General features: G+C 55.8%; 23 protein-coding genes, 1 pseudogene and 1 riboswitch. Of the genes and pseudogenes, 13 read left to right on the forward strand and 11 right to left on the reverse strand.

The features are described from left to right. From istB to D9K61_RS15980, 10 genes are all read left to right on the forward strand, one after another. A partial coding sequence (gene istB / locus D9K61_RS15935; protein ID WP_120634191.1) for an IS21-like element helper ATPase IstB occupies nucleotides 1–646 on the forward strand: 646 nt, incomplete at its 5' end. Nucleotides 647–1343: 697 nt separating this feature from the next. After that, nucleotides 1344–2192: an AraC family transcriptional regulator gene (locus D9K61_RS15940; RefSeq protein ID WP_162946928.1), complete on the forward strand. Its 849-nt coding sequence runs from the start codon at nucleotides 1344–1346 to the stop codon at nucleotides 2190–2192. Nucleotides 2193–2267: 75 nt separating this feature from the next. Next, nucleotides 2268–3104: an MOSC domain-containing protein gene (locus D9K61_RS15945; protein WP_120634193.1), complete on the forward strand. Its 837-nt coding sequence runs from the start codon at nucleotides 2268–2270 to the stop codon at nucleotides 3102–3104. Nucleotides 3105–3270: 166 nt separating this feature from the next. Beyond that, a riboswitch (TPP riboswitch) is annotated at nucleotides 3271–3392 on the forward strand. Nucleotides 3393–3483: 91 nt separating this feature from the next. Then, nucleotides 3484–5283 carry a phosphomethylpyrimidine synthase ThiC gene (gene thiC, locus D9K61_RS15950; protein ID WP_120634194.1) on the forward strand — a complete coding sequence of 600 codons (1800 nt, stop codon included), beginning with the start codon at nucleotides 3484–3486 and terminating at the stop codon, nucleotides 5281–5283. Nucleotides 5284–5730: 447 nt separating this feature from the next. Further along, nucleotides 5731–6711, forward strand: a complete 981-nt coding sequence (gene bioB / locus D9K61_RS15955; protein WP_120634499.1) for a biotin synthase BioB — start codon at nucleotides 5731–5733, stop codon at nucleotides 6709–6711. Beyond that, a complete protein-coding gene (locus tag D9K61_RS15960) occupies nucleotides 6708–7841 on the forward strand; it encodes an 8-amino-7-oxononanoate synthase (RefSeq protein ID WP_120634500.1) in 1134 nt (377 codons plus the stop codon). The genes bioB and D9K61_RS15960 overlap by 4 nt, the downstream gene beginning before the upstream one ends. Next, a complete protein-coding gene (bioD, locus tag D9K61_RS15965) occupies nucleotides 7838–8458 on the forward strand; it encodes a dethiobiotin synthase (RefSeq protein ID WP_120634195.1) in 621 nt (206 codons plus the stop codon). The genes D9K61_RS15960 and bioD overlap by 4 nt, the downstream gene beginning before the upstream one ends. Continuing rightward, on the forward strand, nucleotides 8455–9741 hold the full coding sequence (bioA, locus tag D9K61_RS15970) for an adenosylmethionine--8-amino-7-oxononanoate transaminase (RefSeq protein WP_120634196.1): 1287 nt from the start codon (nucleotides 8455–8457) through the stop codon (nucleotides 9739–9741). Before bioD ends, bioA begins: the two co-directional genes overlap by 4 nt. After that, nucleotides 9738–10358 carry a pimeloyl-ACP methyl esterase BioG family protein gene (locus D9K61_RS15975; RefSeq protein WP_120634197.1) on the forward strand — a complete coding sequence of 207 codons (621 nt, stop codon included), beginning with the start codon at nucleotides 9738–9740 and terminating at the stop codon, nucleotides 10356–10358. Before bioA ends, D9K61_RS15975 begins: the two co-directional genes overlap by 4 nt. Then, nucleotides 10355–11113 carry a methyltransferase gene (locus D9K61_RS15980; RefSeq protein ID WP_162946929.1) on the forward strand — a complete coding sequence of 253 codons (759 nt, stop codon included), beginning with the start codon at nucleotides 10355–10357 and terminating at the stop codon, nucleotides 11111–11113. Before D9K61_RS15975 ends, D9K61_RS15980 begins: the two co-directional genes overlap by 4 nt. A gap of 6 nt (nucleotides 11114–11119) precedes the next feature. Here D9K61_RS15980 and D9K61_RS15985 read toward each other — a convergent pair whose 3' ends face one another. From D9K61_RS15985 to D9K61_RS27010, 5 genes are all read right to left on the reverse strand, one after another. Continuing rightward, nucleotides 11120–11752 carry a GntR family transcriptional regulator gene (locus tag D9K61_RS15985; protein WP_216825823.1) on the reverse strand — a complete coding sequence of 211 codons (633 nt, stop codon included), beginning with the start codon at nucleotides 11750–11752 and terminating at the stop codon, nucleotides 11120–11122. A 374-nt stretch (nucleotides 11753–12126) separates the two neighbouring features. Then, the gene (locus D9K61_RS15990) at nucleotides 12127–12693 is read right to left on the reverse strand and encodes a prepilin-type N-terminal cleavage/methylation domain-containing protein (protein WP_120634200.1); all 567 of its coding nucleotides are present in this window, start codon (nucleotides 12691–12693) and stop codon (nucleotides 12127–12129) included. Further along, nucleotides 12690–13046 (reverse strand): Tfp pilus assembly protein FimT/FimU, encoded by a 357-nt coding sequence (locus D9K61_RS15995; protein ID WP_120634201.1) that lies wholly within the window; start codon nucleotides 13044–13046, stop codon nucleotides 12690–12692. The genes D9K61_RS15990 and D9K61_RS15995 overlap by 4 nt, the downstream gene beginning before the upstream one ends. Continuing rightward, nucleotides 13039–13392: a Tfp pilus assembly protein FimT/FimU gene (locus D9K61_RS16000; RefSeq protein WP_162946931.1), complete on the reverse strand. Its 354-nt coding sequence runs from the start codon at nucleotides 13390–13392 to the stop codon at nucleotides 13039–13041. The genes D9K61_RS15995 and D9K61_RS16000 overlap by 8 nt, the downstream gene beginning before the upstream one ends. A gap of 28 nt (nucleotides 13393–13420) precedes the next feature. Then, nucleotides 13421–14095: a type II secretion system F family protein gene (locus D9K61_RS27010; protein WP_120634203.1), complete on the reverse strand. Its 675-nt coding sequence runs from the start codon at nucleotides 14093–14095 to the stop codon at nucleotides 13421–13423. A gap of 44 nt (nucleotides 14096–14139) precedes the next feature. Between D9K61_RS27010 and gspG the strand changes: the two are divergent. Further along, nucleotides 14140–14535, forward strand: a pseudogene (gene gspG / locus D9K61_RS16010) (type II secretion system major pseudopilin GspG); the annotation flags it as partial. Between the two features lie 226 nt (nucleotides 14536–14761). Further along, on the forward strand, nucleotides 14762–16696 hold the full coding sequence (locus D9K61_RS16015) for an FAD-dependent monooxygenase (protein ID WP_120634205.1): 1935 nt from the start codon (nucleotides 14762–14764) through the stop codon (nucleotides 16694–16696). Nucleotides 16697–16915: 219 nt separating this feature from the next. Here the strand turns inward: D9K61_RS16015 and D9K61_RS16020 are convergent, their stop codons facing one another. The 5 genes from D9K61_RS16020 to D9K61_RS16040 all read right to left on the reverse strand — a co-directional run bounded on the left by D9K61_RS16020 (nucleotide 16916) and on the right by D9K61_RS16040 (nucleotide 21682). Continuing rightward, nucleotides 16916–17779 carry a sugar phosphate isomerase/epimerase gene (locus D9K61_RS16020; RefSeq protein WP_120634206.1) on the reverse strand — a complete coding sequence of 288 codons (864 nt, stop codon included), beginning with the start codon at nucleotides 17777–17779 and terminating at the stop codon, nucleotides 16916–16918. 13 nt (nucleotides 17780–17792) lie between these two features. After that, the gene (locus tag D9K61_RS16025; RefSeq protein ID WP_120634207.1) at nucleotides 17793–18683 is read right to left on the reverse strand and encodes an NAD(P)-dependent oxidoreductase; all 891 of its coding nucleotides are present in this window, start codon (nucleotides 18681–18683) and stop codon (nucleotides 17793–17795) included. 149 nt (nucleotides 18684–18832) lie between these two features. Then, nucleotides 18833–20113, reverse strand: coding sequence for a TRAP transporter large permease (locus tag D9K61_RS16030; protein ID WP_162946934.1), 1281 nt, complete (start codon nucleotides 20111–20113; stop codon nucleotides 18833–18835). Between the two features lies 1 nt (nucleotide 20114). Beyond that, a complete protein-coding gene (locus D9K61_RS16035) occupies nucleotides 20115–20618 on the reverse strand; it encodes a TRAP transporter small permease (RefSeq protein WP_120634209.1) in 504 nt (167 codons plus the stop codon). Nucleotides 20619–20686: 68 nt separating this feature from the next. Further along, a complete protein-coding gene (locus D9K61_RS16040) occupies nucleotides 20687–21682 on the reverse strand; it encodes a TRAP transporter substrate-binding protein (RefSeq protein ID WP_120634210.1) in 996 nt (331 codons plus the stop codon). 167 nt (nucleotides 21683–21849) lie between these two features. Here D9K61_RS16040 and D9K61_RS16045 point away from each other — a divergent pair, with 167 nt between their 5' ends. Next, on the forward strand, nucleotides 21850–22887 hold the full coding sequence (locus tag D9K61_RS16045; RefSeq protein ID WP_120634211.1) for a LacI family DNA-binding transcriptional regulator: 1038 nt from the start codon (nucleotides 21850–21852) through the stop codon (nucleotides 22885–22887). A 341-nt stretch (nucleotides 22888–23228) separates the two neighbouring features. Here the strand turns inward: D9K61_RS16045 and D9K61_RS16050 are convergent, their stop codons facing one another. Continuing rightward, complete coding sequence (locus tag D9K61_RS16050; RefSeq protein WP_120634212.1) at nucleotides 23229–23936, reverse strand: hypothetical protein; 708 nt, start codon at nucleotides 23934–23936, stop codon at nucleotides 23229–23231. Between the last annotated feature and the right edge of the window lie 202 nt (nucleotides 23937–24138).

Here is a 24138-nt window from a genome sequence, read left to right on the forward strand (position 1 = left end):
AGATCACGTCCAGTTCCTGGCCCGTCTGATCGAGCTCGAACTCATCGACCGGGAACGGCGGATGATCGAGCGCCGGATCAAGGCAGCGCGGTTCCCTGCAACCAAAAGTCTCGACAGCTTCGACTTCACGGCGATCCCAAGCCTCAACAAGATGCAGGTGCTGGAACTGGCGCGCTGTGAATGGATCGACCGCTGCGAAAACGTCATCGCTCTCGGCCCCAGCGGCACTGGTAAGACCCACGTGGCGCTCGGCCTCGGTCTGGCCGCCTGCCAGAAAGGCCTGGCGGTTCGCTTCACAACCGCTGCCGCAATCGTCCACGAGTTGATGGAGGCCCGCGACGAGCGCCAGCTCCTGCGGCTGCAAAAGCAACTGGTGAAACAGAAGCTCCTGATCATCGACGAGCTGGGCTTCGTGCCCCTCAGCAAAACCGGCGCTGAGCTGCTGTTCGAACTGATCTCCCAAAGGTACGAACGCGGCTCCATCATGATCACCTCAAACCTGCCCTTCGATGAGTGGACGGAAACGTTCGGATCAGAGCGCCTCACCGGTGCCTTGCTCGACCGGCTGACCCACCATGTCAGCATCCTGGAGATGAACGGAGAAAGCTATCGTCTGGCACAGAGCAGGGCTCGGCAGAACTCCTAATACGCGGAAAAGATTGGTCCTGACGGACCAAGACGCCTTGGCAACCGCCAGCTATTTGGGAGCGCGTTTGCCAAGGCGTCGGCCACCCAAGCAATGGACGACTTTTGCTCCGCCCCGTGGCAGAATTTTACTCCGCCGTTGACACGTTTATTAACATAACAAGTCTTATCGTGCTATTAGCGTGTAGCCGCAAAGCTTGTCGGAGTACGTAAATAATGAGACTCGCCTCCCATTGAATTCAGCACCTTAAGATTTTCGCTTGTTTCGCCAACCCAGGCGTTAGAAGTCGATGCCAACACCCGGTGAACGCTCGTTGGCATTGAAGCGCATCGTGGTTACATAGAAAGCCTAACCTCGCAGCCTAAAGACTGGCAGAGTGTGTCTCCTTCGGACTTGGTGGATCAACAGAATGCCCTGCGCCCAGCACTGACCCATAGCGGAAATTCAACAAACTGGAAGCGAACGACAGCATAGAGCCCTTCTCGGAAGCGTAGGAATTTCGCGGCGCGCGCTCGCAGCGATGAATTTTGTGCCGGTGTACAACTTTGTGCTGCCTCACAGGGGGAACAGCCGCCGCTCAACTAAATCGCTGCAAATCTGATGGCGAAGATTCACAGTTGTGGGACTAAGCCACGAGTCCTGACAAATTGATCAAGGTCCACTAAGATGTATGCTGGCTGACCCGGAAAAGACGTCAATGAGCACTATACCCCAAAGTGTTACGCAAAAAAATCTGACCTACGACACACGCCGCCCGGCTATTCGTTCGAGCGCATTCCGGGGGGAGTTGCCTCCCCAGACCATTGAAGAACACGAACACGACGAAATTCAGCTCGCGGTCGGTGACAACACCTGCGGGATCAAAGCATCCTGGCATCGCAGTAATGGCAAGCAGGGGCGCATATTTATGAAATCGGGCGAAGTGGCGGTCATTCCATCTGGTCAGCCACATAGCTTTCAGCTGTCATCAACCACCTTGGTATCCTCCGTCTACTTTGACCGGAGTAAGGTGACAGACGCATTGGATACGATTGGTGACGGAATATTGAAGGACATCAGGCCCGGTTACGGCATAGGCGATCCGCTTTTGCGAGAGTTGGTCGTTGGCCTGTCCAATGAGACAATGTGTGGATTTCGCAATGGGCGCAGTTTCGCGGAAACGTTGGAACAGGCACTTTTGCTCCGAGTTTTGGCCGGACCGCAGCCCCTTGCGGGCAAAGAGCCGGACTTGCCCACAAAACGACTGTCAAGCGTGCTGGACTATATTGATGCGCATTTCGCCGAGGACATCAGTCTTGATGATCTGGCTGGACCGGCCGCGATGAGCCGTTTCCATTTCGCGCGTCGATTCAAACAAGTCACCGGTCTCTCGCCTCACCGCTACATCACGACACGCCGTATCGAAGAAGCCAAGCGCCTTCTGAAATCCGATCTTCCAATCGCAACACTGGCTGTGATGCTTGGGTTCGCGGATCAAAGCCACTTTTCGTCTCGTTTCAAGGCGTTCGTGGGCACGAGCCCGAGCGCCTTTCGAAAAGAGCAATAATCGCCCCAACTCGCGCAAGAAGCTACAAGCCGAGCAAAGCCGCCTGGGATATTGCCTGACCCAAGGAGGATCACCATGCAAACTTTGTACGGTACCATCGCGGCTCTCTATCGATATCCCATAAAGTCTTTGTTGGGCGAACCAATGGAGGCCAGCATGGTCACAGAGCGCGGCCTGGACGGCGACCGAACATACGGTCTCATCGATGATGAAACCGGTAAGGTGGCTAGCGCCAAGGTACCCCGGCTTTGGCGCGACCTGCTGCAATATCGCGCGGCCCGCACATCGGATGGCATAGCGGTCACAATGCCGGATGGTGCGGTGCTACTTGAAGACGACGTCGCAGAAGCACTCTCAAAGCGTCTCGGGCGGCGTCTGTCGCTGTCTCCAGCGCGCGCGGCAGGTGCGAGCCTGGAACGTTCAGACCCTGAACAGGTTCTGGAAATGGGGGTGCACGCGCAGGTTGCGTCTGATTCGTTGGAAATCGGTCAGGCGGCGCCCAAGGGCGGGTTTTTTGACTTCGCACCGGTTCAGGTGCTGTCGAAAAATTCTTTGCAAGAGATAGCATCTGCCGTTCCCGATCAGAAGATCACCAAGGAGCGCTACCGCCCGAACATCCTATTGGACCTCCCCGATGCGCCACCGTTCATTGAGAACGAATGGCGCGGTGCCATGATCACAATCGGTGACGTGAAGCTGCAAATCGTCGCGCCGACACCGCGTTGCGCAGTGCCAATGCTGGAGCATGGCGTATTGGCTGCAAGCCCCGGTGCGGTCTCTGCCGTAGCGCGTCTCAACCGCACCGAGATGCCAGAACTCGCGCCTGGCCTGTTCCCATGTCTTGGGGCCTTCGCAGTCGTCGCATCGCCGGGAGAGCTCCATGTCAGTCAAACTGTTGCGGTTGAAATTTAAGGGCGCAAATCTCCTGGTCAAATCCAAGCAGTTGCCGCACAAGGATTCTGCCGGTGCTGCAGGTTGCGCCAGAGCCGTCACGGAACTCTGAAACCGGTCTTTCGCTGCGCACGCCTCGAATGACCATTTGCCAGATCTTTACAAAGGGGTTGTTCCGCTTTATCGCTACTTCTTGCAGGGGAGTCCCACCCAAGGGACTGAGAGGCGACTGGCGTTGTAAACGCGGTGTCGCGACCCTTCGAACCTGACCCAGTTCATACTGGCGGAGGAAGCGACATGAAAAGACTGTATCAGCACACGCTGAAGCCTACATCTGATCTAAAATACGTCCGCACTTCGCCGGGGTCATCTTCAATGAACCTACGGAGGAGACACCGTCGTGACGATCCACACCCCCGAAATCACATCCGGAAACCTACCCGCCTCGCGTAAAATTTACGTCGATGGCGCTGTGCATACATACCTCAGGGTGCCGATGCGCGAAATTTCCGTACATCCCACGGCCGATGAGCCACCACTGACGGTCTATGACACGTCCGGTCCTTACACGGATTCCAGCATCGCCACCGATATCAATCGCGGTCTCGCACCGCTGCGCAGCGAATGGATCGCGGCCCGGGCAGATGCCGAGGTCTACGAGGGGCGCGAGGTCCAGTCCGCCGATAACGGTTTTGTCTCGGGTGCCCGGCTCACCGCAGAGTTCCCAACCAAGCCGCAAGTGTTGCGGGCTAAGGGCGATCAGGCGGTCACGCAGCTGGCCTATGCACGCGCGGGCATCGTGACGCCGGAAATGGAGTTCGTGGCCATCCGCGAAAACCAACTGCGCGACGCTGTGGCCGAGGATCGGGACGGCGAGGATTTCGGCGCCAATATTCCCGACTATGTTACACCGGAATTTGTCCGCCACGAGATTGCTGCGGGGCGCGCCATTATCCCGGCCAATATCAACCACCCGGAGCTGGAGCCGATGATCATCGGGCGCAACTTCCTGGTGAAGATCAACGCCAATATGGGCACCTCGGCAGTGACGTCTTCGATGGGCGAAGAGGTAGAGAAACTGGTCTGGGCCATTCGTTGGGGCGCGGACACGGTCATGGACCTATCCACTGGTCGCAACATCCACAACACGCGCGAGTGGATCATCCGCAACAGCCCCGTGCCCATTGGTACCGTACCGATCTATCAGGCGCTGGAGAAGGTGAACGGCATCGCCGAAGACCTGACATGGGAGGTCTTCCGCGACACGCTGATCGAGCAAGCCGAGCAGGGCGTAGACTACTTCACCATCCACGCGGGTGTGCGGTTGCACATGGTGCCAATGACGGCCAACCGGGTGACAGGGATCGTCAGTCGCGGCGGCTCGATCATGGCGAAATGGTGTTTGCACCATCACAAGGATAGCTTCCTCTACGAGCATTTCGAGGAGATCTGCGACATCTGCCGGAGATACGATGTCAGCTTTTCCCTGGGGGACGGCTTGCGCCCGGGCTCTATCGCCGATGCCAATGACGAAGCACAATTCGCCGAGCTGGAAACCCTGGGTGAACTGACCAAAATCGCCTGGGCCAAGGACTGCCAGGTGATGATTGAAGGCCCCGGCCATGTGGCCATGCACAAGATCAAAGAAAACATGGAAAAGCAGCTGGAGTGCTGCCATGAGGCACCGTTCTACACGCTTGGGCCGCTGACCACGGATATCGCACCGGGCTACGACCACATCACCAGCGGCATCGGCGCGGCGATGATCGGTTGGTTTGGCTGTGCGATGCTTTGCTATGTGACGCCCAAAGAGCATCTGGGCCTGCCCGACCGGGATGATGTGAAGACAGGGGTGATCACCTACAAGATTGCCGCTCACGCCGCCGATCTCGCTAAGGGTTTGCCCGGGGCGCAGCGCCGGGATGATGCGCTGAGTCGCGCGCGGTTCGAGTTTCGGTGGGAAGACCAGTTTAACCTGTCGCTTGACCCGGACACAGCGCGAGACTTCCACGACCAGACCTTGCCAAAAGAGGCCCATAAAGTAGCGCATTTCTGCTCCATGTGCGGGCCGAAATTCTGTTCTATGAAGATCAGCCACGACATCTGCAACGAAGTGCAAAAAGACGGAATGGCAACCATGGCGGCGAAGTTTCGCGAAGGAGGCGACTTGTACATTCCCGTCAAAGAGTCGCGTGATTGATCACCTTTGCGGACGGCCGATCTTTTCGGCCCCGCTTTGGCTTTGGAACGCTCTCTCTCGGGCGTCGGTTCAAGTTTGCGAGACTGGGCTGAGATCCGAGCCCGCAGTTTTTGCTGCTTTGCAGGCGGCATTCTGGTGCTGTCGCGCAAAGGTTAGAGCGCTGACGAAGTGGCACTTTCGCGCTTAGTGAGTTGGTATGCGGGTCTTGTCCGGACGCGCATGCCGGCGCGACGCAGAGCCATCCTTGATGCCCAAACTTTGAACCGAGCCGCATTTGCATTGGGCCGTTGAGAGTCCAACTCAACCAATGTTGCACGACGCGACTGTGTCGATTCTTGACGGGTTTTTGCTTGATTCAAAGATGGCTTGAGAGATTCAAGTTGCGGCTCTCAAATCTATCGATAATAATTTCAACAAATGGAATCGTGTGGCGAAATTATCGATAATATGAAAAACACTCCTCTCCACTGGACCCGCGGGGCCGCTCAGGCTCTATATGATCTGCCCTTGATGGATCTGCTCTTTCAGGCTCAGACAGCGCATCGCGAAAATTTCGATCCCAACAGAGTCCAGGCTTCTAAGCTGTTGTCGATCAAAACCGGCGGCTGCGCCGAGGATTGCGCCTATTGTTCGCAATCGGCTCGAAATGGCTCGAAACTACCGGCATCGAAGCTGATCGAGGTCGAGCGTGTCCTGAGCGAAGCGCGCAGGGCCCGTGACGGGGGAGCGACCCGCTTCTGCATGGGCGCCGCATGGCGCGAGCCGAAAGACCGAGATATGGATGCGATTGTGGCCATGGTCGAGGGGGTCCGTGATCTTGGCATGGAAACCTGCATGACCCTTGGCATGCTGGATGACAATCAGGTCGTCCGTCTGCGTGATTCCGGGCTGGACTATTACAACCACAATATCGATACGTCCGAACGGTATTACTCTCAGGTGATCACCACCCGCACTTTCGCCGATCGGATCGACACGATGAATCGGGTTCAGCAGGCCGGGATCAAGGTGTGTTCCGGTGGTATCCTAGGGATGGGGGAAGAGATCTGGGACCGTGTTGATATGCTGGTGACGCTGGCCAACATGGCGCCAGCGCCCGATTCTGTGCCAATCAACATGCTGATGCCGCAAGAAGATACACCTTTGGCCGGCGCCAAACCAATTGATCCGATTGATTTTGTGCGCATCATTGCCACTGCGCGTATCATGATGCCGAAATCCTATGTGCGCCTGTCCGCCGGACGCAGTGAGATGAGCGATGAATTGCAGGCTATGTGTTTTCTGGCCGGGGCAAACTCGATCTTCGTCGGTGAAACTCTCTTGACCGCAGAAAACCCCGAAGAAGACGCCGATGCGATCCTGTTTGCCAAGCTTGGCATTCAGGCTGAGACTGCAACCGAACGGACATGCACACAGGCCGCCGAATGAAGGCGACAGACCGTCTGAATTCCATGCTGGAGGCGCTGAACAACCGGCATCGCCGCCGGGTGCTGTCACCCCCGCGCGGTCTGGATTTTGCGTCCAATGACTATTTGGGGCTGTCCCAATCACCGATGCTGGAGCAAGCGGCACGACAGGCGTTAGAGCGTGGGGTGCCGCTCGGCTCTGGCGGGTCACGTCTTTTGCGGGGCAACCACCCTGAGCACGAAGCACTGGAACAAGAAGCTGCGGCTTTCTTTGGCACCGAGGGCGCACTGTATATGGGCGGTGGGTTTCAGGCAAATCAGGCGATCTTTTCCACTCTACCTGCCGCCGGAGATCTGGTCCTGCACGATACACTGGTGCATGCCAGCACTCATGAGGGCCTGCGCATCGGTCGCGCAGAAACACGTGAATTCGCCCATAACGATGTCGCCGATGCGCGGCGGGTCATTGCAGAGTGGCAATCAGCCAGAGGATCTGGCCAGATCTGGATCGCGCTGGAAAGCGTCTATTCCATGGAAGGCGATATCGCACCGCTGGAAGAGCTGTCAGATCTCGCCCGTGACTTTGACGCGGTTCTTGTGGTGGACGAAGCCCATGCTACCGGTGTCTTTGGTCCAATGGGCAAGGGGCTGACCCATGGGTTAAAGGCCGAGCTGCTGACATTGCATACATGCGGCAAGGGTCTTGGGGTTTCGGGCGGGCTGATCTGCGGATCTCAGGTGATGATTGACGGTCTGATCAACCGCGCACGGCCCTTCATCTTTGCCACGGCCCCTGCCCCGTTCAATGCCGCCCTGGTGCGCGCGGTGCTTGACATGCTGCAATCGGACAGCGGGTTGGTCAGCGCCGCACGTGATCGCATTCAGCATGCCCATGCCGAAGCCCGGCACCATGGGCTGACACAGAATACACTGAACAGCCAGATCATTCCCGTCATTATTGGCGATGACGCACGGACTATGGAAATGGCGGCTATGTTGCAGGAGCAAGGCTTCGATATACGCGGTATCCGTCCGCCGACGGTGCCGCGCGGCACGTCGCGGCTTCGAATTTCCATTACTGGTAATGTCAGCAAGGCTGACATCAGCAACCTGTTCAAAACACTCGCACATTACGAAAGAGAAGCAGCATGAGCGCCCTCATCGTAACAGGCACCGACACCGGCGTCGGCAAAACCGTTTTCGCCGCCGGGCTGACCGCAGCACTTGGCGCCAGCTATTGGAAACCTGTGCAATCGGGACTTGAAGGCGTGACAGATACCGAAACTATCAAGGTGCTGTCGGGGGTCGACGTGCTGCCTGAAACGTACCGGCTCAACATGCCGGCCTCGCCCCACCTGTCTGCCGAAGACATGGGTGTCGAGATCGACCTGTCTTGCCTTTCGCTTCCACAGGTCACAGGGCCACTGGTTGTCGAAGGCGCGGGCGGGATCATGGTGCCGTTGAACCGCAAACACTTCTTTCTAAATCTCTTTGCGCAATGGCAGGCCCCTGTCGTTCTGGTTGCGCACACGGCACTTGGCACGATCAATCACACGACCCTTTCTCTGATGGCACTGCGTGGTGCGGGATGCACCGTGATTGGTGTGGCGTTCGTTGGGGACGCGGAACCGGATGTGGAACAAACCATCGTCGAGATGGGCGAGGTCCGGCATCTGGGCCGGTTGCCGCAGATAGATGACTTGTCCCGCGAAACGCTGTCTGAAGCATTCGGTGCAATCGACATCAGTACAATCCGGGGTTTCCTGTGACCCCGCTTGACTTTGACGCCCGCCATCTGTGGCACCCGTATACCAACGTGCTGAACCCCGGGCCGATGCATCTGATCACGGAGGCAGAAGGAGTTTGGTTGACCCGGGATGACGGTACAAAGATGATCGACGCGATGTCGTCCTGGTGGTGTGCTGTGCACGGGCATCGTCATCCGGCCATCATCGGTGCAATGCAGGCCCAACTGGCGCAGATGCCGCATGTGATGTTTGGCGGTCTGACTCACGAACCTGCGATTGAACTGGGCCGAAAGCTGATTGCTATGCTGCCTGATGGGCTGGATCGTATCTTCTATTGCGACAGCGGTTCCGTTGCAGTCGAGGTGGCGCTGAAGATGGCGGTTCAGTACCAGATGGCTATGGGCCATACAGGACGGACGGAATTCGCAACTATTCGCGGTGGCTATCACGGCGACACCTGGAAGGCGATGAGTGTCTGCGATCCCGTCAATGGCATGCACGGGTTATTTCGCGGCGCCCTGTCGATCCAGCATTTCCTGCCACGTCCGCAGATCACGCTTGACCAGGACTGGCCGGAGCATCACACCCTCAACGGCCTGGACCCCTTAGAAGAGCTGTTGGAGTCCAAAAGTGATCGGATCGCGGCCCTGATCGTAGAGCCCGTGGTACAGGGCGCGGGTGGCATGTATTTCTATCACCCGGCTTGGCTTAAGCGCGCGCATGAGATGTGCAAGGCGTATGGGGTGTTGCTGATCTTTGATGAGATCGCCACAGGATTTGGGCGCACCGGCACGCTGTTCGCGATGCGTCACGCGAATGTCGTGCCTGACATCCTGTGCCTTGGCAAGGCTCTGACCGGTGGACACGTTACCATGGCCGCCACCATCGCAACAGAAACCGTCGCTGCGGGGATTGGTGAAAGCGAAGCCAACGTCCTAATGCATGGGCCGACCTATATGGCCAGTCCTTTGGCCTGTGCTGCGGCGATATCCAGCCTTGATCAGCTGTCTGCAAGAAATTGGCGCGACGAAGTCAGCAACATCTCCAGCCAGCTTACACAGGAACTGGCACCAGCACGTGGATTACGAGGCGTCGCCGAGGTTCGCGTGCTGGGTGCGATCGGGGTCATCGAGATGGAGAACTGGGTTGATCCATCCATCGCCCACCGAATGGCGCCGGAAACCGGTGTCTGGTTGCGTCCATTCGGAAGAAACATCTATTGCATGCCGCCCTATGTCATTTCGCCGGATGAGTTGAGCCGCATAACGGCGGCAATGGTGGCGTTGGCCGGAGGTACCGGATGAAACGCCAATGGTTGACCCGTTCCGGTACAGCTGAACTGACCCTAGTTTTCGGGGGTTGGGCGCTTGGCGCGGCCCCTTTCGCTGACCTGACGGGAGATAAAGATCTGCTGCTGGTGGATGACTATACCCATCTGGACGATCCTCTGTCGGAACTGGCGCTGTATGATCGGTTTGATCTCATTGCCTTTTCCTTCGGCGTGGCCTCTGCCGGGCATTGGATGTCGATGGCCGGATTTCTACCGGCGCATCTGACTGCGGTCAGCGGCACGCTTTCACCCGCGGACGCCGAAAAAGGTATCGCTCCGGACATAATCCGCAGAACGGCAGATAAACTGTGCGACAGCAGTTTTGCCAAGTTTTGCCGGCGCGCTGGTCTGCAAACTCCGGCGCCCACCATCGATATCAACGTCGCGCGGGCAGAGCTTCATGCTGTGATCAACCGTGGTCCGGCCCCCGAGCACCGTTTCGACCGCATCTGGATTCCAAAACAGGACTGGATAATTCCAACACGCGCCCAAGAGGCCGCATGGAAACAGCAACGCCAGGCTATTCGGCATATTCCCGGCTCACATATTCCGTTCCGCGCCGGGCAAAGCTGGGCGGAGTGGGTCGCATGATTGTCCCACTGGCAGATCGTGTCCAGCGCAGCTTTAGCCGAAGCTTTGGAACATACCACGAGGCCGCCGGCCAACAGGTGCAGATTGCAGATCGATTGGTTCAGGAACTGTGCGACACCGCCGCGCGGCGGCATTTCACATCTGCATTAGAGCTGGGCGCTGGCACCGGCCACCTGACACGGCGGCTCTGCGCAGAGTTCAGCTTTGGCACACTGATTGTTAACGATCTTTCGCCCGAGACGCAGCTTGTCGCGGACGCCGCCGGAGCCATGTTCCTGCGCGGTGATGCAAAACAGATTGAATGGCCGAAACAACCCGATCTGGTTGCATCCGCATCGATGATCCAATGGTTGCCTGCCCCTGCCGCATTCCTGCGCAGAGCAGCAGCGGCGCTTGCTGCGGATGGATGGTTGGCTGTGTCCGGGTTTGGCCCGGAGCAGTACCGCGAACTGGCGCAGATCGGGTCTTCTGCGAAAGCACCCGGATTGCTCCGGCCCGATGATCTCGCCGCCGCTGTGCAAGGGGATCTGGAAATCGTGGCAACCGGGGAAACCGTGCAGCAGATCCACTTTGCCTCTCCGGAAAAGGTATTAAAGCATTTGCGGAACACCGGTGTGAACGGACGCGCCCAAAAAGTCTGGACCAAATCTTGTCTGTTGCAATTCTCAAGAGAATACACGCGGCGTTTCGATGGCGAAGCAGGCGTGCCGCTGACCTATCACCCGATCTGGATTATCGCCCGCAAACGAAGCTAATTCGACCTATGACAACCTCGCAAGATGACGCTGCATCACCGTGCGGGCACGCACGGCATCACGGTCCTTTATCGCGGCCAGAATGGCTGCATGATCCGGGTCGTCGCGCCGGCGCCATTTTGCCGTGTGACGCTTGTTGAAATGCCAAGTATATAGCAATTGCAGGTTGCTGATTTCAGCGATCAGGCGCGGCATCTGGCACGCGGCGATGACAGCCATGTGAAAGCGCTGGTTAGCCTCCTCCCAGTCCTCAGACGTTTCAGCGGCGTTACATTCTTCGTGGATCTGCTTGATCTCCGCGATCTGGTTTGACGTCAGATTGGGCACTGACCGCTGCAATGCGGCTGGTTCCAGCGCACTGCGCATAACGCGCAACTCTTCCACCGCATCCTGATCCATAGGGGCCACACACATACCTCTGCGCGGCAAGCTAACCGCCAGTCCCTGTGATGCAAGTCGCAACAAGGCTTCACGGACAGTGACCTGGCTTACGCCGAACTCGCAGGCGATCAGGTCCTGCGGAAGCTTTTCTCCGGGTTGAAACTCACCCCGGACAATTCTCGCCGATAGCTTTTGTGTAATGTCATCCGATTTCTTGATCTGCTGATCCGACATCTGGCCCCCGTCGATCTTGCCCATAACAATCCGCGTATCAAGACGATTACCGATATGTGCCTGATTGGGCAACAGACCAGCTCTGATCCTTCCCCACTGAAGTGGCCCTCCGATATGCTTAGGAAGACGGAGGAAAGAGATGGCAAACAAGTGACCGAAGCCGGAAGAGATTTTCATCAAGTTACGGCTGGTTGAGGTTCTGACTAAACAAAGGGAAAAGATCAAACGAAAGACGCTCGAAGCGCGTCGCTTGCATCACCGCCAGCACGCCGCATAATCAAACCAATTAGATGAGCCAGTCTCTCTTCTAGTTTAAGACGCTCTTGGTTCCAAAAACTCTGACAACGGACAATCAATGAACGTCAGCCGTCAAAAGTGTGCAACAGAGTCCTCACAAGTTACCGCAAAACTGGTCTAACTATAAATGCATGCCAATCCGATATGCGTTCGTCTTGAGTGTCGATTTTTATCAGATCCGGCAAACGGGACGGATCGTTCCAAGAATCGTTCCAAGTCTGCTGTTCCGTTTGTGTGTCATAGTAAGAAAATACCAAATCCATTCCGTTGGCTGCTGTGACGTTGTGGGTGGTTACGGTTGCTCCGCCATCATCGATCTCAGAAACGGTCAAAATCAGGGCGCTAGATACACTTTCTAAAGAAACTCTAAGGGCGGCGGCGTCCTTCGCGAACCCTTTCGTATGCGTTGTTGTAAATTCCAACCTTGTGGGTTCGCCAGCAAACTCAGTGGGGTAAGCAGTGATAGACGACGGGGGAGCAGCACTGATCAACCAAGACCTTACGCGTGCTTTCATAGCGGCATGGGTGGCGATCTCAGGATCGATGTGCGCGCGACTGTACACCAAAACTGCAAAGTTCAGTGACCCGGACAAGCCTACGGCGATAAGGGCTAGCAGCGCCAATGCGATTAGAAGCTCAAAGAGACTAAGGCCAGATCGCGCGTTCATTCGATCCACCTTATCTCGTTGGTTTCGAAGATAACGTGCTTCCTATTGTCTTCGACGCTTATGGTGATTTCAGCCAGAGCAAACTGTGTGAATTTGTTGTCATGGGGGGAAATACGCTGGCGCACCACCCATTCGCCATGTCTTTCGGTAGATTCTCCAAATTCCAGAGGGCGGCTAACACCCAGTTCACTCATTCTGGAGTATGCAATATCTGCAGCCAAAATACGTTTTGCACTGGAAGCAGAACGTTCTAACAACTCTGCCTGGCGTGGTAGTACGACTGACAGAACCATCGTCATTACCGCAAAAGCGATCAGCACTTCAAACAACGAGTACCCTGCGCGACTACTCATCGTCGAGCCCTACGGTTACTTGACCCGTCAAAGGCGAAATCTGTAGTATTCCTTGGCTTTGTCCCGAAGCCAAACACACTTCACCTCCTGCTGCGGTGCCATCGGGGTAAAAATCCAACTCCACAAGCTCGTCACGGCAATCAGAAATCTCGACTGCAGCCACCTGATCGGATCGGATCGCATGCAAGCGCGCTTCGCTGACCTCGGAGATGAAATCCGAAATCACTTTGTTCAACAGCATCTTATCCGACGGTGGACGAAAGCTGGAAACAGAGATTGTGACCACCAATGCGAGAATTGAAAGCGCGATCAAGACTTCGAACAACGAGAAACCTTCGGTGCCCATTGAGCGTGAAGCTGAACAACAGGCACTTTCAGAATGCGACATCGTTCAGTGACATAATTGCTGAAATTGTTGACATAATGACACCACCGACGCCGAGGCCAATCGCAAGAGTCAGTAGCGGCGTTATCATCCGAATGGATTGCGACCGAATCTGAGAATTGCGGGCACGGAGGTCTGCGACCAGCCGATCCAAAACCTGGTTCATCTGATCTGAAGCTTCGGCGGCTTCAATCATTGCTACGGTCAAAGGGTCGATCAAAGACGTCCCTTGCAACGTAGACGAAAGACTGTCTCCGGCGACAATCATTTCTCCTGCTCGCTCTAGCAGGTTTTGATAGGCACGTTGATCCGTTGCCTGTCGCGCGATTTCAACCGCTCGCGGAAGCGTTGAGCCAATTGACAGCATCATGGTCAAGGCATCAAGGATTCTGAGGGTCTCTGGAATTCGCAAATATTTTCCAACAAGCGGTAATCTCAGGAGAAGCGGGTATGCCGATTGTTTTAGTTTCCTTTTAAGGGCTTGCCAAAGCGCAAGAGAACCGATGCCCAGAACAATGAAAACAGGCCATCTTTCCACTAGCAGATCGCGAAACCCGGCCATGCTGCCCAAGACAAAAGGTGGTTCCGTATCTGCGTTCTCAAAAACTGGAATCAGTGTTGGGGCCAGGTAAAGAACAAGCAGAGCAATCACGAACAAGGACATGACGATTAGAATAATCGGATAAATCCTCGCAGAGGAACCGCCGCAGCGGCGTTACAATTTTGGAAGTGCTAATTGTTCTAGCAATCGTCGCGATGATCGCGGCGGTCGCAGGCCCTCGGCTGATTGGGTATCTGGGACGCGCCAAATCCGAAACCGCCCAACTTCAAGTCAGGCAGATTGGAAATGCGCTTCAGCTATTTTACATTGATACAGGGCGATACCCGACCAATTCTGAGGGCCTGACGGTGCTAGTAGAAACACCGCCAGGAGACATCTCATGGGCGGGCCCGTACCTAGATAGCAACGAAGGCCTGAACGATCCATGGGGTAGGACATACGTCTACTCAGAGCCTGATGAACAGGGCAAACCCAGCGTTGTCAGCTATGGCCGAGATGGAGCGCCCGGAGGAACCGGTGAGGACGGTGACATTGCAGGCTAAGCCTGTTTATCAATGGTAATGCCCGATCCCAACCAATCATCGCCAATCCATTGTCGGACCTGCTGACGGTCAATGCAACTGACCCGGTCGGGTTGATTAAGCAGCTCTGCAGGCGCTGACCAGACCTGTCGTTCACTTGCACGTCTCATCATTTAATGTTAACAATTAACATATGAATTAAGAAGCTATCAAGCGATAGCGAAATGATCCGTAGGGAGAGCTTACAATGCAGTTCCATCTGAATGGATTCAAGCCGGGCAATTATCAGGTTCCTGATGCAGCTAGAAAGCCTTACCCCAACCCTCCCATTGAGGACCTGCCTAGCGAAGTGGACGTTCTGATCATCGGCACCGGCCCCGCAGGCCTGACCATGGCGCGGCAGATGTCCGAGTTCTCTGACATAAAAACCTGCATTGTTGACATGGAACCTGGTCCGTTGCTGTTCGGGCGCGCAGACGGCATCTCCTGCCGGACAATAGAAATCATGGAGGCCTTCAACAGCAGCGAAATGGTGGTCAAAGAGACCTACCAGCTGAAACAAAACACGTTTTGGGAACCGGACGAAGCAAACCCCAAGAACATCAAACGCACCGAGAAGATCGCCGATGCACGAGCCGGTCTTTCTGAGTTTTCACACGGTATTGTCAATCAGGCGCGCCTACACGAACTACTGATCGATGGTATGGCGAACTCGATCACCAATCTTCGCCCGCACTATAGCCGCGCATTGGTCGACATGGACATTGATGACGGTCTCACTCAGGATCTGGATGCTTACCCGATAACCGCGACATTCAAACGAACCGACGAAGCGGGTGCCGACAAGGTCGAAACGGTCAAAGCGCGTTTCATCGTAGGCAGCGATGGCGCCAGAAGCCGCGTTCGCAAAAGCTTAGGCATCTCGCTAGAGGGCGATTCCGCCAACAAGGCTTGGGGCGTCATGGACATCCTGCTCAACACGGATTTCCCGGACATCCGCGTCAAGAGCTTTATCCAATCCAAAGACCATGGTGCCGTCATGACAATCCCGCGCGAGGGCGGCTACCTATGTCGATTCTATGTTGAGCTGGATCTGATTGACAAGAACACGCGCGCGTCGGACATCGATGTGACCGAGCAGGACCTGATCGCGAAAGCGCAGAAGATTTTCCATCCATACACACTGGACGTGAAAGAAGTGGCTTGGTGGTCAATCTATTCCGTGGGTCAACGCATCGCCGAGCGTTTTGACAACCGACCAGTGGGAAGTCCGGACGATATTATTCCGCGCGCCTTTGTTGCCGGTGATGCCTGCCACACGCACAGCCCCAAAGGCGGTTGGGGCCTGAACACTTCATTGCCAGACACCTTTAATCTCGGCTGGAAAATGGCGTCAGTTCTCCAAGGCAGGAGCGATCCAAAGTTGCTCAGCACCTACAGCACGGAGCGGCGCAAAGTTGCACAACAACTGATTGACGCAGACAAAGAGCTGTCAAAACTGGTTGCGACACGGCCAACGACAGGTGATGCTTCAGAGCAGGCTAAAATCGACACGGCCGAAATCGAAGCCTTTATGAAGCGGCAAAGCGGCTTTGTAAGCGGAACGTCAATCGAGTACTTCCCATCTTACATTTGCACGGGGCAAGAAAACCAACATTTGGCGGCTGGGTATAAAATCGGTCAACGGTTCCACTCGGCAGAGGCGACTCGCGTGGCCGATGGCAGAAGCCAGCATTTGGGCCACTTGGTCAAGGCCGACGGTCGCTGGCGCATCTTCTTGTTTGGTGGCTCTCAAGATCCGACCCAGACTTCGTCCGCAGCATATCAACTCATTGATTTTCTGGCTAACTCCGCCTCTTCACCAGTGAACAAATACACGTCGAAGGGCTCTGATATTGACTCGGTCATTGACACCTATGCTGTCTTCCAGCAACGGGATTTGTCAATGCATGATCTACATGGCTACCTGTGGCCAGGAAAAGGCAAGTACGGGCTGCGAGACTATGAAAAAGTATTCCACGCCCAAGAGGGTAACGACGTCTACGACCTTCGCGGCATTGACCGCAGCAGTGGCTGCGTTGCGATAGTTAGACCTGATCAGCATGTCGCCTCGATCTTGCCCGTCTCAGCACATGTGGAGCTCTCAAGGTTCTTTGATGTCTTCATGATTGAGCAGCCATAAAGCGCCCACGCACATCTGTTTACAGCTAATCGACGGAAACCCGCAGCCCGCGCAAACCAAGCGAACTTCCTTGATGCTTTGGTAGAGGCAGGTCTTTTCGTAGTTCTGCGGATTGCCAACTAAAGGCGTAATACAGGCCCGCCTGTCGGCGGACCTGTGCTTCGGCCATGCGACGTAATGGGAGAAACATCGGCTGGCCGTTGGTGGCCTTTTACGAAATCAGCCGAAATACTCCCGGAAGTGATCTACGCAAAGACGGAATCCCTCTTCAAAGCTTCCGTTTCCTGGATGGTAGACACTCTCGAACGATATGACGCCATCATAGGCGTCAGCTCTTAGGGCATCTGCCATGGGCTGGAATTGATCTGCCAGTTGGCCTTCACCCATTTGCTTGACCGTCAGCGTCGCGCGTGGAGTGTCGACCTGAACATCCTTGATATGGATATGTCCCAGGTAGCCATCTTTCACCTCGTCATATCCGGCGGGGAATGCCTGCTCGTGGCACCAGCAGTTGTTGGCCGGGTCCCAGAGAACCTTCAACGTGCCCTTGGCATCCAGATCGTCGATCAGCTTGCGCCCGGTGTAGTTCGAATTCACCATGGTGCCATTGCCTGTTTCAACGACCAAAGTCACGTCCGCGTCCTTGGCGACATCAATCGCGGGCGCGATCAGAGGTAGCATCGCGTCCCAAGCGCCTTTGGCGACATTCCATTTCTCGGCGCCTCCAAAGCCCCAAAGGATTTGTTCTTTTTTTGGGGTCATGATGCGCACCAACGGGCTGCCAACCACATGCGCCATGTCGATTACGCGCTTCAAGGCATCCATGTGTTTGGTGTGCAGGTCATCCCCTGCTTTGTTCGCCCCGGTCATCCCGGCAAAGATATGGCGGGACAGGCAGGACACTGGTTTGCCCCGATCGCGCAGCAGGGTGTCAATCTCTTTGATCTCATCAGCTGAGTGATCGCCGACCTCGGTGTCACCAACAAATTGCAGTTCGGCATATTCGAGATCAAACTCGTCCATCACGTCTACCGCGTGTTTCAGATCACGGCTGATGCCATCACAGATAACGCCAAGTTTCATGGGTTTTCCTTTCTCAGCGGTGCAGCTCAGCGCCGACAATATCTTCGATAACGCGGGTACAAGCCCAGTTGTCGCCATCCGGGAACTTGGCCTTGCCTGCGTGAAAAATCTGCATCGCTGACGAGGCAGTGTGCATCGGAACGCCCAGTTCTTCGGCCAGATCCAGCGAGATGGTCAGGTCCTTGTGCATCGTACCGATGCCGGATCCGGTATCCGCAAACTTGCGGTCGATGATGTTTTCAAGCGCGGTATTGGTGCAGCCACACCCGGCGCCGGATGTTGAAAAAACCTTGAATAGGTTCGCACCCTTTACCCCTGCCTTTGCAGCCAGAACGGATGCCTCAAACGTCGCTGAAAAGATCGAGCCGATCAGGGTCTGCAAACACGCCTTCACGGTCTGCCCCTGCCCCGCTGCATCCCCGACACGGTGAATGGTGGCCGAAACCGCCTCCATTACCGGCTGGAATTCGTCCAGTACTGCGTCGGGCGCAGCTGCCATCATGGTCAGGGTGCCACCTTGCGCACCGGGAAATCCACCAGATACCGGGCTGTCGATCAGGTGAATGCCGGACCCGGCCATGGCCTCGCCGATCTCCCGCGCCTCTCGCGGTTTGATTGTGGCGGTCAGGATGATGGCGCCGCCCTGTGCCATGTGACTGACAAGTCCGTTCGTGCCAAGAATGACGGCTTTGGCCTGATCGCCGTTCATGACCATGACATAGACCGCATCGGCATTGGCGCCGACGTCGGCCACGCTGGTCGCCGGCGTTCCCCCCATTTCGGCCAACGCGCTCATTCGCGCCTCACTCAGATCAAAACCGGTGGTTTCGAACCCGTTCTTGATCAGGTTCTTGGCCAGCCCGCTGCCCATATCGCCCAATCCAATGACGCCTGCACGTTGCATAACTGTCTTCCTAATGTGTCGTCCAGCCGCGGCCGGAGTTGAGATTTGGCGCCCCGAAACTCCAAGGCGTCGATGTGTGCGGGGTTTCAGGCTTTGGCGGACCAAGGCCGGGCAGGTCCGGAAGACACCCCGCTGCCCAATTCTTTAGTTCAAGGCCCCATCACCGCGTCGGGTATCCACATGACCAATTGCGGAAAAACCGCGATCAAAAGCAGCACCACCACATTGGCCATCAGGAATGGGGCGGCGCCGATGAAAATGCGCCCGATTGGCAGCCGGCAGATCGCAGCGCAGACATTCAGACAATTGCCGACAGGGGGTGTGCATGCCCCAACCGCCAGACCCGAGACCATGACCACGCCAAAATGCACACCCGACACGCCCATCTTTTCAGCTACTGGCAACAGAACCGGCGTCAGCAACAGGATTGCAGGGCTGACATCAATGAAGGTGCCTGCCAGCAGGATCAGAATCGCGGTCAGCACCATAAAGGCGACAGGGCCCAGCCCGAGTCCGGACACTAAATCTGCAATCTGGTTGGGTACACGCTCGAGCGCGAGAACTGTGATGAACACCTGACTGAACGCGATGATCATCATGATCTTGGCCGACATGATGATGGCGTGACGCATGGCACCGGGCAGATCCCGCAGAACGCCAAAGCCGACAATGAACAGGCCAATGATCAGGCCATAAACCACAGCTGCGCCCGCTGTTTCGGTAGGAGTAACAAAGCCAAAGACGACAGAGCCAACGATAAGAACGGGCATCATGGCGACGGCTGCTGAACGACGCGCCTGACGCCCTGCCTCGGCCAGCGTGAAAGGTACGTTTTCCGTCGGGTAATTGTACTTGCGTGCCAAGAGCCAAACGACAACCAGTTGCATCAGTCCGACCATGATTCCGGGAATGATCCCGCCCAGAAATAGGCGGCCGATGCTTTCTTCGGCGGCAACGGCGTAGATGATCATCGGAACCGACGGCGGGATGATCATGCCCATGGTGGACGAGGCAACGGTGATCCCGGCTGCGAAACTCTTGGGGTACCCCCGCTTCTCCATTTCAGGGATCAGCACGGATCCGATGGATGCGGTGTCTGACGCGGAAGATCCCGAGATCCCGCCGAAAATCATCGAACCCACCACATTGACCAGACCAAGCCCGCCCTTGAGCCGTCCGACGAAGAACATCGACAGATCCAGCAAGCGCCGTGTGATGCCGCTGGAATTCATCACCAATCCCATCAGGATAAAAAAGGGCAGCGAGACCAGAGGGTAGTTGTTGATCCCCGAAAAAAAGCGCTGAACAACAAATCCGGTCGCGGTTGGCGCTTCGATCAGGAAATACGCCAGCGAGGCCAGCCCCAGCGAATACGCGATCGGGACGCCGCAGACCAACAGAATTCCAAGAGTGGCGAACAGGATCAGCATCTCAGTCCTCCGGCATCCAGAGAACATCGATGGAATCCCGGCCACCCAGAGTCAGGACCACCCGAACAAAGCAGTAGAAAACGGCAATCGCGCAAGATATCGGAACGATGATGAAGACATACCCTTGAGGCATCCCGAAGGGTTGCCACATATTCCGCCCCGGTCCTGCGATCCAGTCGAAGGACAGCCAGACCAGTGCTGCGTTCATCACGCCAACCAGAACAAGGCCCGCCACATAAAACGCCATTTTGACGTAGTAGGGCATCAGGTCGATGAAGAAGGTGATGGCTATGTGTTCACGCTTGGTGATCGCGACGGCTCCGCCTAATGCGGATGTGCACAGAAACGCGATCTTAACCTGCTCGTCGACGCCGTAGATTGCCATGTCGAAGGGCCGCATCAGGACCTTGGTGACGACAATCACCAGAAACATGCCGAATAGCACGACCATCAGCCCTTCGATGACGCGTGTCAGGACACGGTCGATTGTGGAAAGCGTATCCATAGCCCGGTTCCGAGTAAGTGAGAGGTCCGGGCCCGGCTTTGCGCCGGGCCCACCGGTTTCAGGTCAAATCAGCCGCAGGATGCAGCCGCTGTGCGTGCTGCGTCAACATCATCCAGTGTGAAATGGCCCGCATCGATCATCTGCTGATAGACGGGTGCAACCGCCTCCTGGAAACCTGCCAGTGCTTCTGGTGTCAGCTCGTTGATCTCCATGTGTTTGCCCAGTTCACCGACGATGTTGGTTTCTGCATCACGGTACAGCTTATCGGACATCGCCATCGCCTCGACGGCAACCTCATTGAAAGTAGCCTGCAGATCCTCGGGCAAGCTGTCATACCACGCCTGGTTGACGATCAGTGGATCGGGGCCCGTCATATGGTTTGACAGGGTCAGATACTTCTGTACCTCGTGAATGTTGAAATCCCAGATGTTCTGCGGCGGGTTGTGCTGCCCGTCGATCACGCCCTGTTTGAACGCCTGATAGGCTTCGGAAAACGGCATAGCGACGGGAACCGAACCGATGGCCGTACCTGTGGCGATCATTAGATCAGACTGTGGTTCGCGGATGCGCAGACCCTGCAGATCGTCAACTGAGGTGATCGGTTTCACGTTGTTGGTATAGGCGCGGAAGCCCTGGCTGATACCGGTTGCAGGGATGTGATACCCCTTCTCTTCGGCACGGGCCTGAACGCCTTTGGTAAAGTCCGACCCGACCAGACATTCCATCTCATCCCAGTTGGCCACAAGAAATGGCAACTGATACAGATTGAACGCGCCGGATGCATCGGCAAAGAAACCACCGCGCGTGCCCTGAAGCAGGCCAGCGGTCACCTGGTCCATCATCTCACGCTCATTTCCCAGAGCGGCACCAAAAAAGTTCTCGACCTCGATGCGGCCATCGGTGCGTTTTTCCAGCTCAGTCTTGAACCACTCCATGGATTGCGAACGGATCGAAGTTTCAGGCTGCTCGTTGCCGTATTTGAATGTGAAATCCGCCGCCAATGTTGCGCTGGCGGTCATCATTAGGCCGGCAGCACCGGCCAGAAGTTTGGCTATGTTGGTCATTTTTCCTCCCTGAACGGGACTCGATCCCGTTGCATACCGTTGGGATAAGCCTCGTCCCGTTTGGCTGGCAAGAAAAACCGCATCAAATGACGTAATTGATGGTTTTTGATGGATTATGAATTGTTTTTGAGGGTGTTTTTGATCCTAAATGATGGTAAATCAAATGGATGAGTGAAGAAGAGCCCATCGTTTCAAAAAAAGCACGTGTGTTCGAGATCGCCAAGCTTGCGGGGGTTGGCACTGCCACGGTGGACCGCGTCCTGAACAACCGGTCAAATGTCAAACCCGAGACGCGGCAGCGCGTTCTGCAGGCCAAATACGCCATCGAATCCGGTGCCCAACTGGACCAGCGTGCACGCCCGTGGCGTCTGAAAATCTTCTTGCCGGAAGAGGCTGGCCCGTCGACGGAATTTTTGGGGGATTGTTTTCAAAACGTCTTTACCAATGGTCGCGCCACAGTCGAATGTGTGTTCTCCAAAAAGTTGGAGCCGTCGGTGCTGGCGCGAAAACTTCGCGCCTGCGCCGGTCAAGGGGTTGATGCGGTGGGCTTTCAGGCTTTGGATGATCCGCGCGTTCGGGATGCGGTTGAAGAATTGCACGCGTTGGATATTCCCTGCGTTCCTGTCGTTTCCGATCTGATCAGCCCTGTTCTGGGTCAGTTTGTTGGCACGGACAATATGGCTGCGGGGCGCACGGCGGCGTATCTTATGGGGCGCATGGTGCGGCAGGCCGGATTGGTAGGCGTGATCTCGGGCGAGCAACTGTATCGCAACCATTCTGATCGTGAGATGGGGTTTCGGTCCGCCCTGCGACGGGATTTTAACCATCTGCGGGTGGTTGGCACTTATATCGGCCATGACGATGTGGATGAAAACCGCACGGTCGTTGGCCAGATGCTGGACGAGCACCCCGGCCTGCTTGGCATTTACAATGTCGGCGGTGGCAATGAAGGCATCGTTGCCGCCTTGGCGGATCGTGGTGTGACCGGAGAGATCATGCTGATCGGCCACAACCTGACGCCGAAGACGCGCAATTATCTGCTCGAAGGGTCGATGGACATCGTTATCCATCAGAACATGCGCCGGATCGCCGAACAGTCGGTGCAGACCCTGATCGCAATGCTGGAAAACCGCCCGCATCAGGCAGAGGTCGTACCTGTTGAAGTCATCACGCGGGAAAACATCAACGGGGCCACGTTCGGCTGATCTTGACAGGCTTTCGACAAAACGCAGGCCCAAACTGGCCCGGAAACTGCGCAGATTTTCAGCCTCGGGTTGCAGCGCGACCGCCAGTTCGCGGTAAAGCCACTTTCCTTCTTTCCGATGGATAGAACCCAACCGCTTAACAGGTGCCATCTCTTCGACCCAGCAGAACGGTAACCCAACCTAACAGCCGCAGACAGAACCCGGTCTACTGTTGCAACATCAACCCTGCTCTTTCCAAGCCGATCCAACTCCGGAAGCCATCGTCCCCATGGAGCGAAAGGCCAACCATGCACTGACTTTCGACTTGGACCACTCAAGTGGCGCAGTCGGCTTTGATTAGGTTAATCTACCTTCACGCTCTCGGCGGGCTTTGTACGGGTTTTGCTGGTGATAATCTGGTATAGCCACCCCGAAATCTCGTATATTGCCGGAGATTTATTCCTCCTGATGCCGTGTTCGGTCAGCATGGCGATAACTACAGGAATAACAGCACCCAAAATTGCTGACTTCACGTCTATTAGCTCTTCGGTTATCGAGCCGATCACTTCTTGAGCTTGCACAATCTCCAACTCGGCACCGCCGCTCCGAAACCGGTTTTCGAAAAACTCAAGCGCTTCAGCCTCCTCTGCTCGTGCCACTTCCAAACAGTGCAGCTTTTCAATATTCGAGGTGATTTCAAATAGCCCATGCTGGTGAACGGCCTGAACAAGATCAATCACATCAGCCGCATTTTCGACGCCCATTTCAAATGGAATCGTTTGGCGATATCTGGCAAACATCACCTTGCTTGGCGGACGTTCGAACAGTTTGTCCAACTTGTCCATAATTCTCTCGATTGCGTCGAGTTGTGTTCGGTTCGCTCTAGTGATCTGAGAGATAGCATCGTTCATGCGACCTTGCTTACGAGCGTTGATAGCGGACTCAATCTGAGCACCAAGACTGTCGCGGGTTGCAACTGCAACGAGTTCTCTTTCGAACTGCGCCAGTTTCACGGGCGACAAGTCCTCGTCAGCAATCTCTTTGCGAATTGTTTCGATGAGTGATGACATCTGCTTCTCTTCATCGAAGGTCTTGCGCGACCGCCAAACAGGCGCAACCTGGGGCAACGTAAGACTAAGTGACTGACCAATTGGTAAGGCTAGATAGATAACTCTGCCAAACTCAAGTGAACAGTTTTGGATCTGAGCAAACTATTGCCAAGATCAGTAGGCTGTCGTTTGAGCATCTCAGCGCATACCGATACTGTTTCGA

Origin of the sequence: Ruegeria sp. EL01, assembly GCF_900313035.1 — a bacterium.
GTDB lineage: Bacteria > Pseudomonadota > Alphaproteobacteria > Rhodobacterales > Rhodobacteraceae > Ruegeria.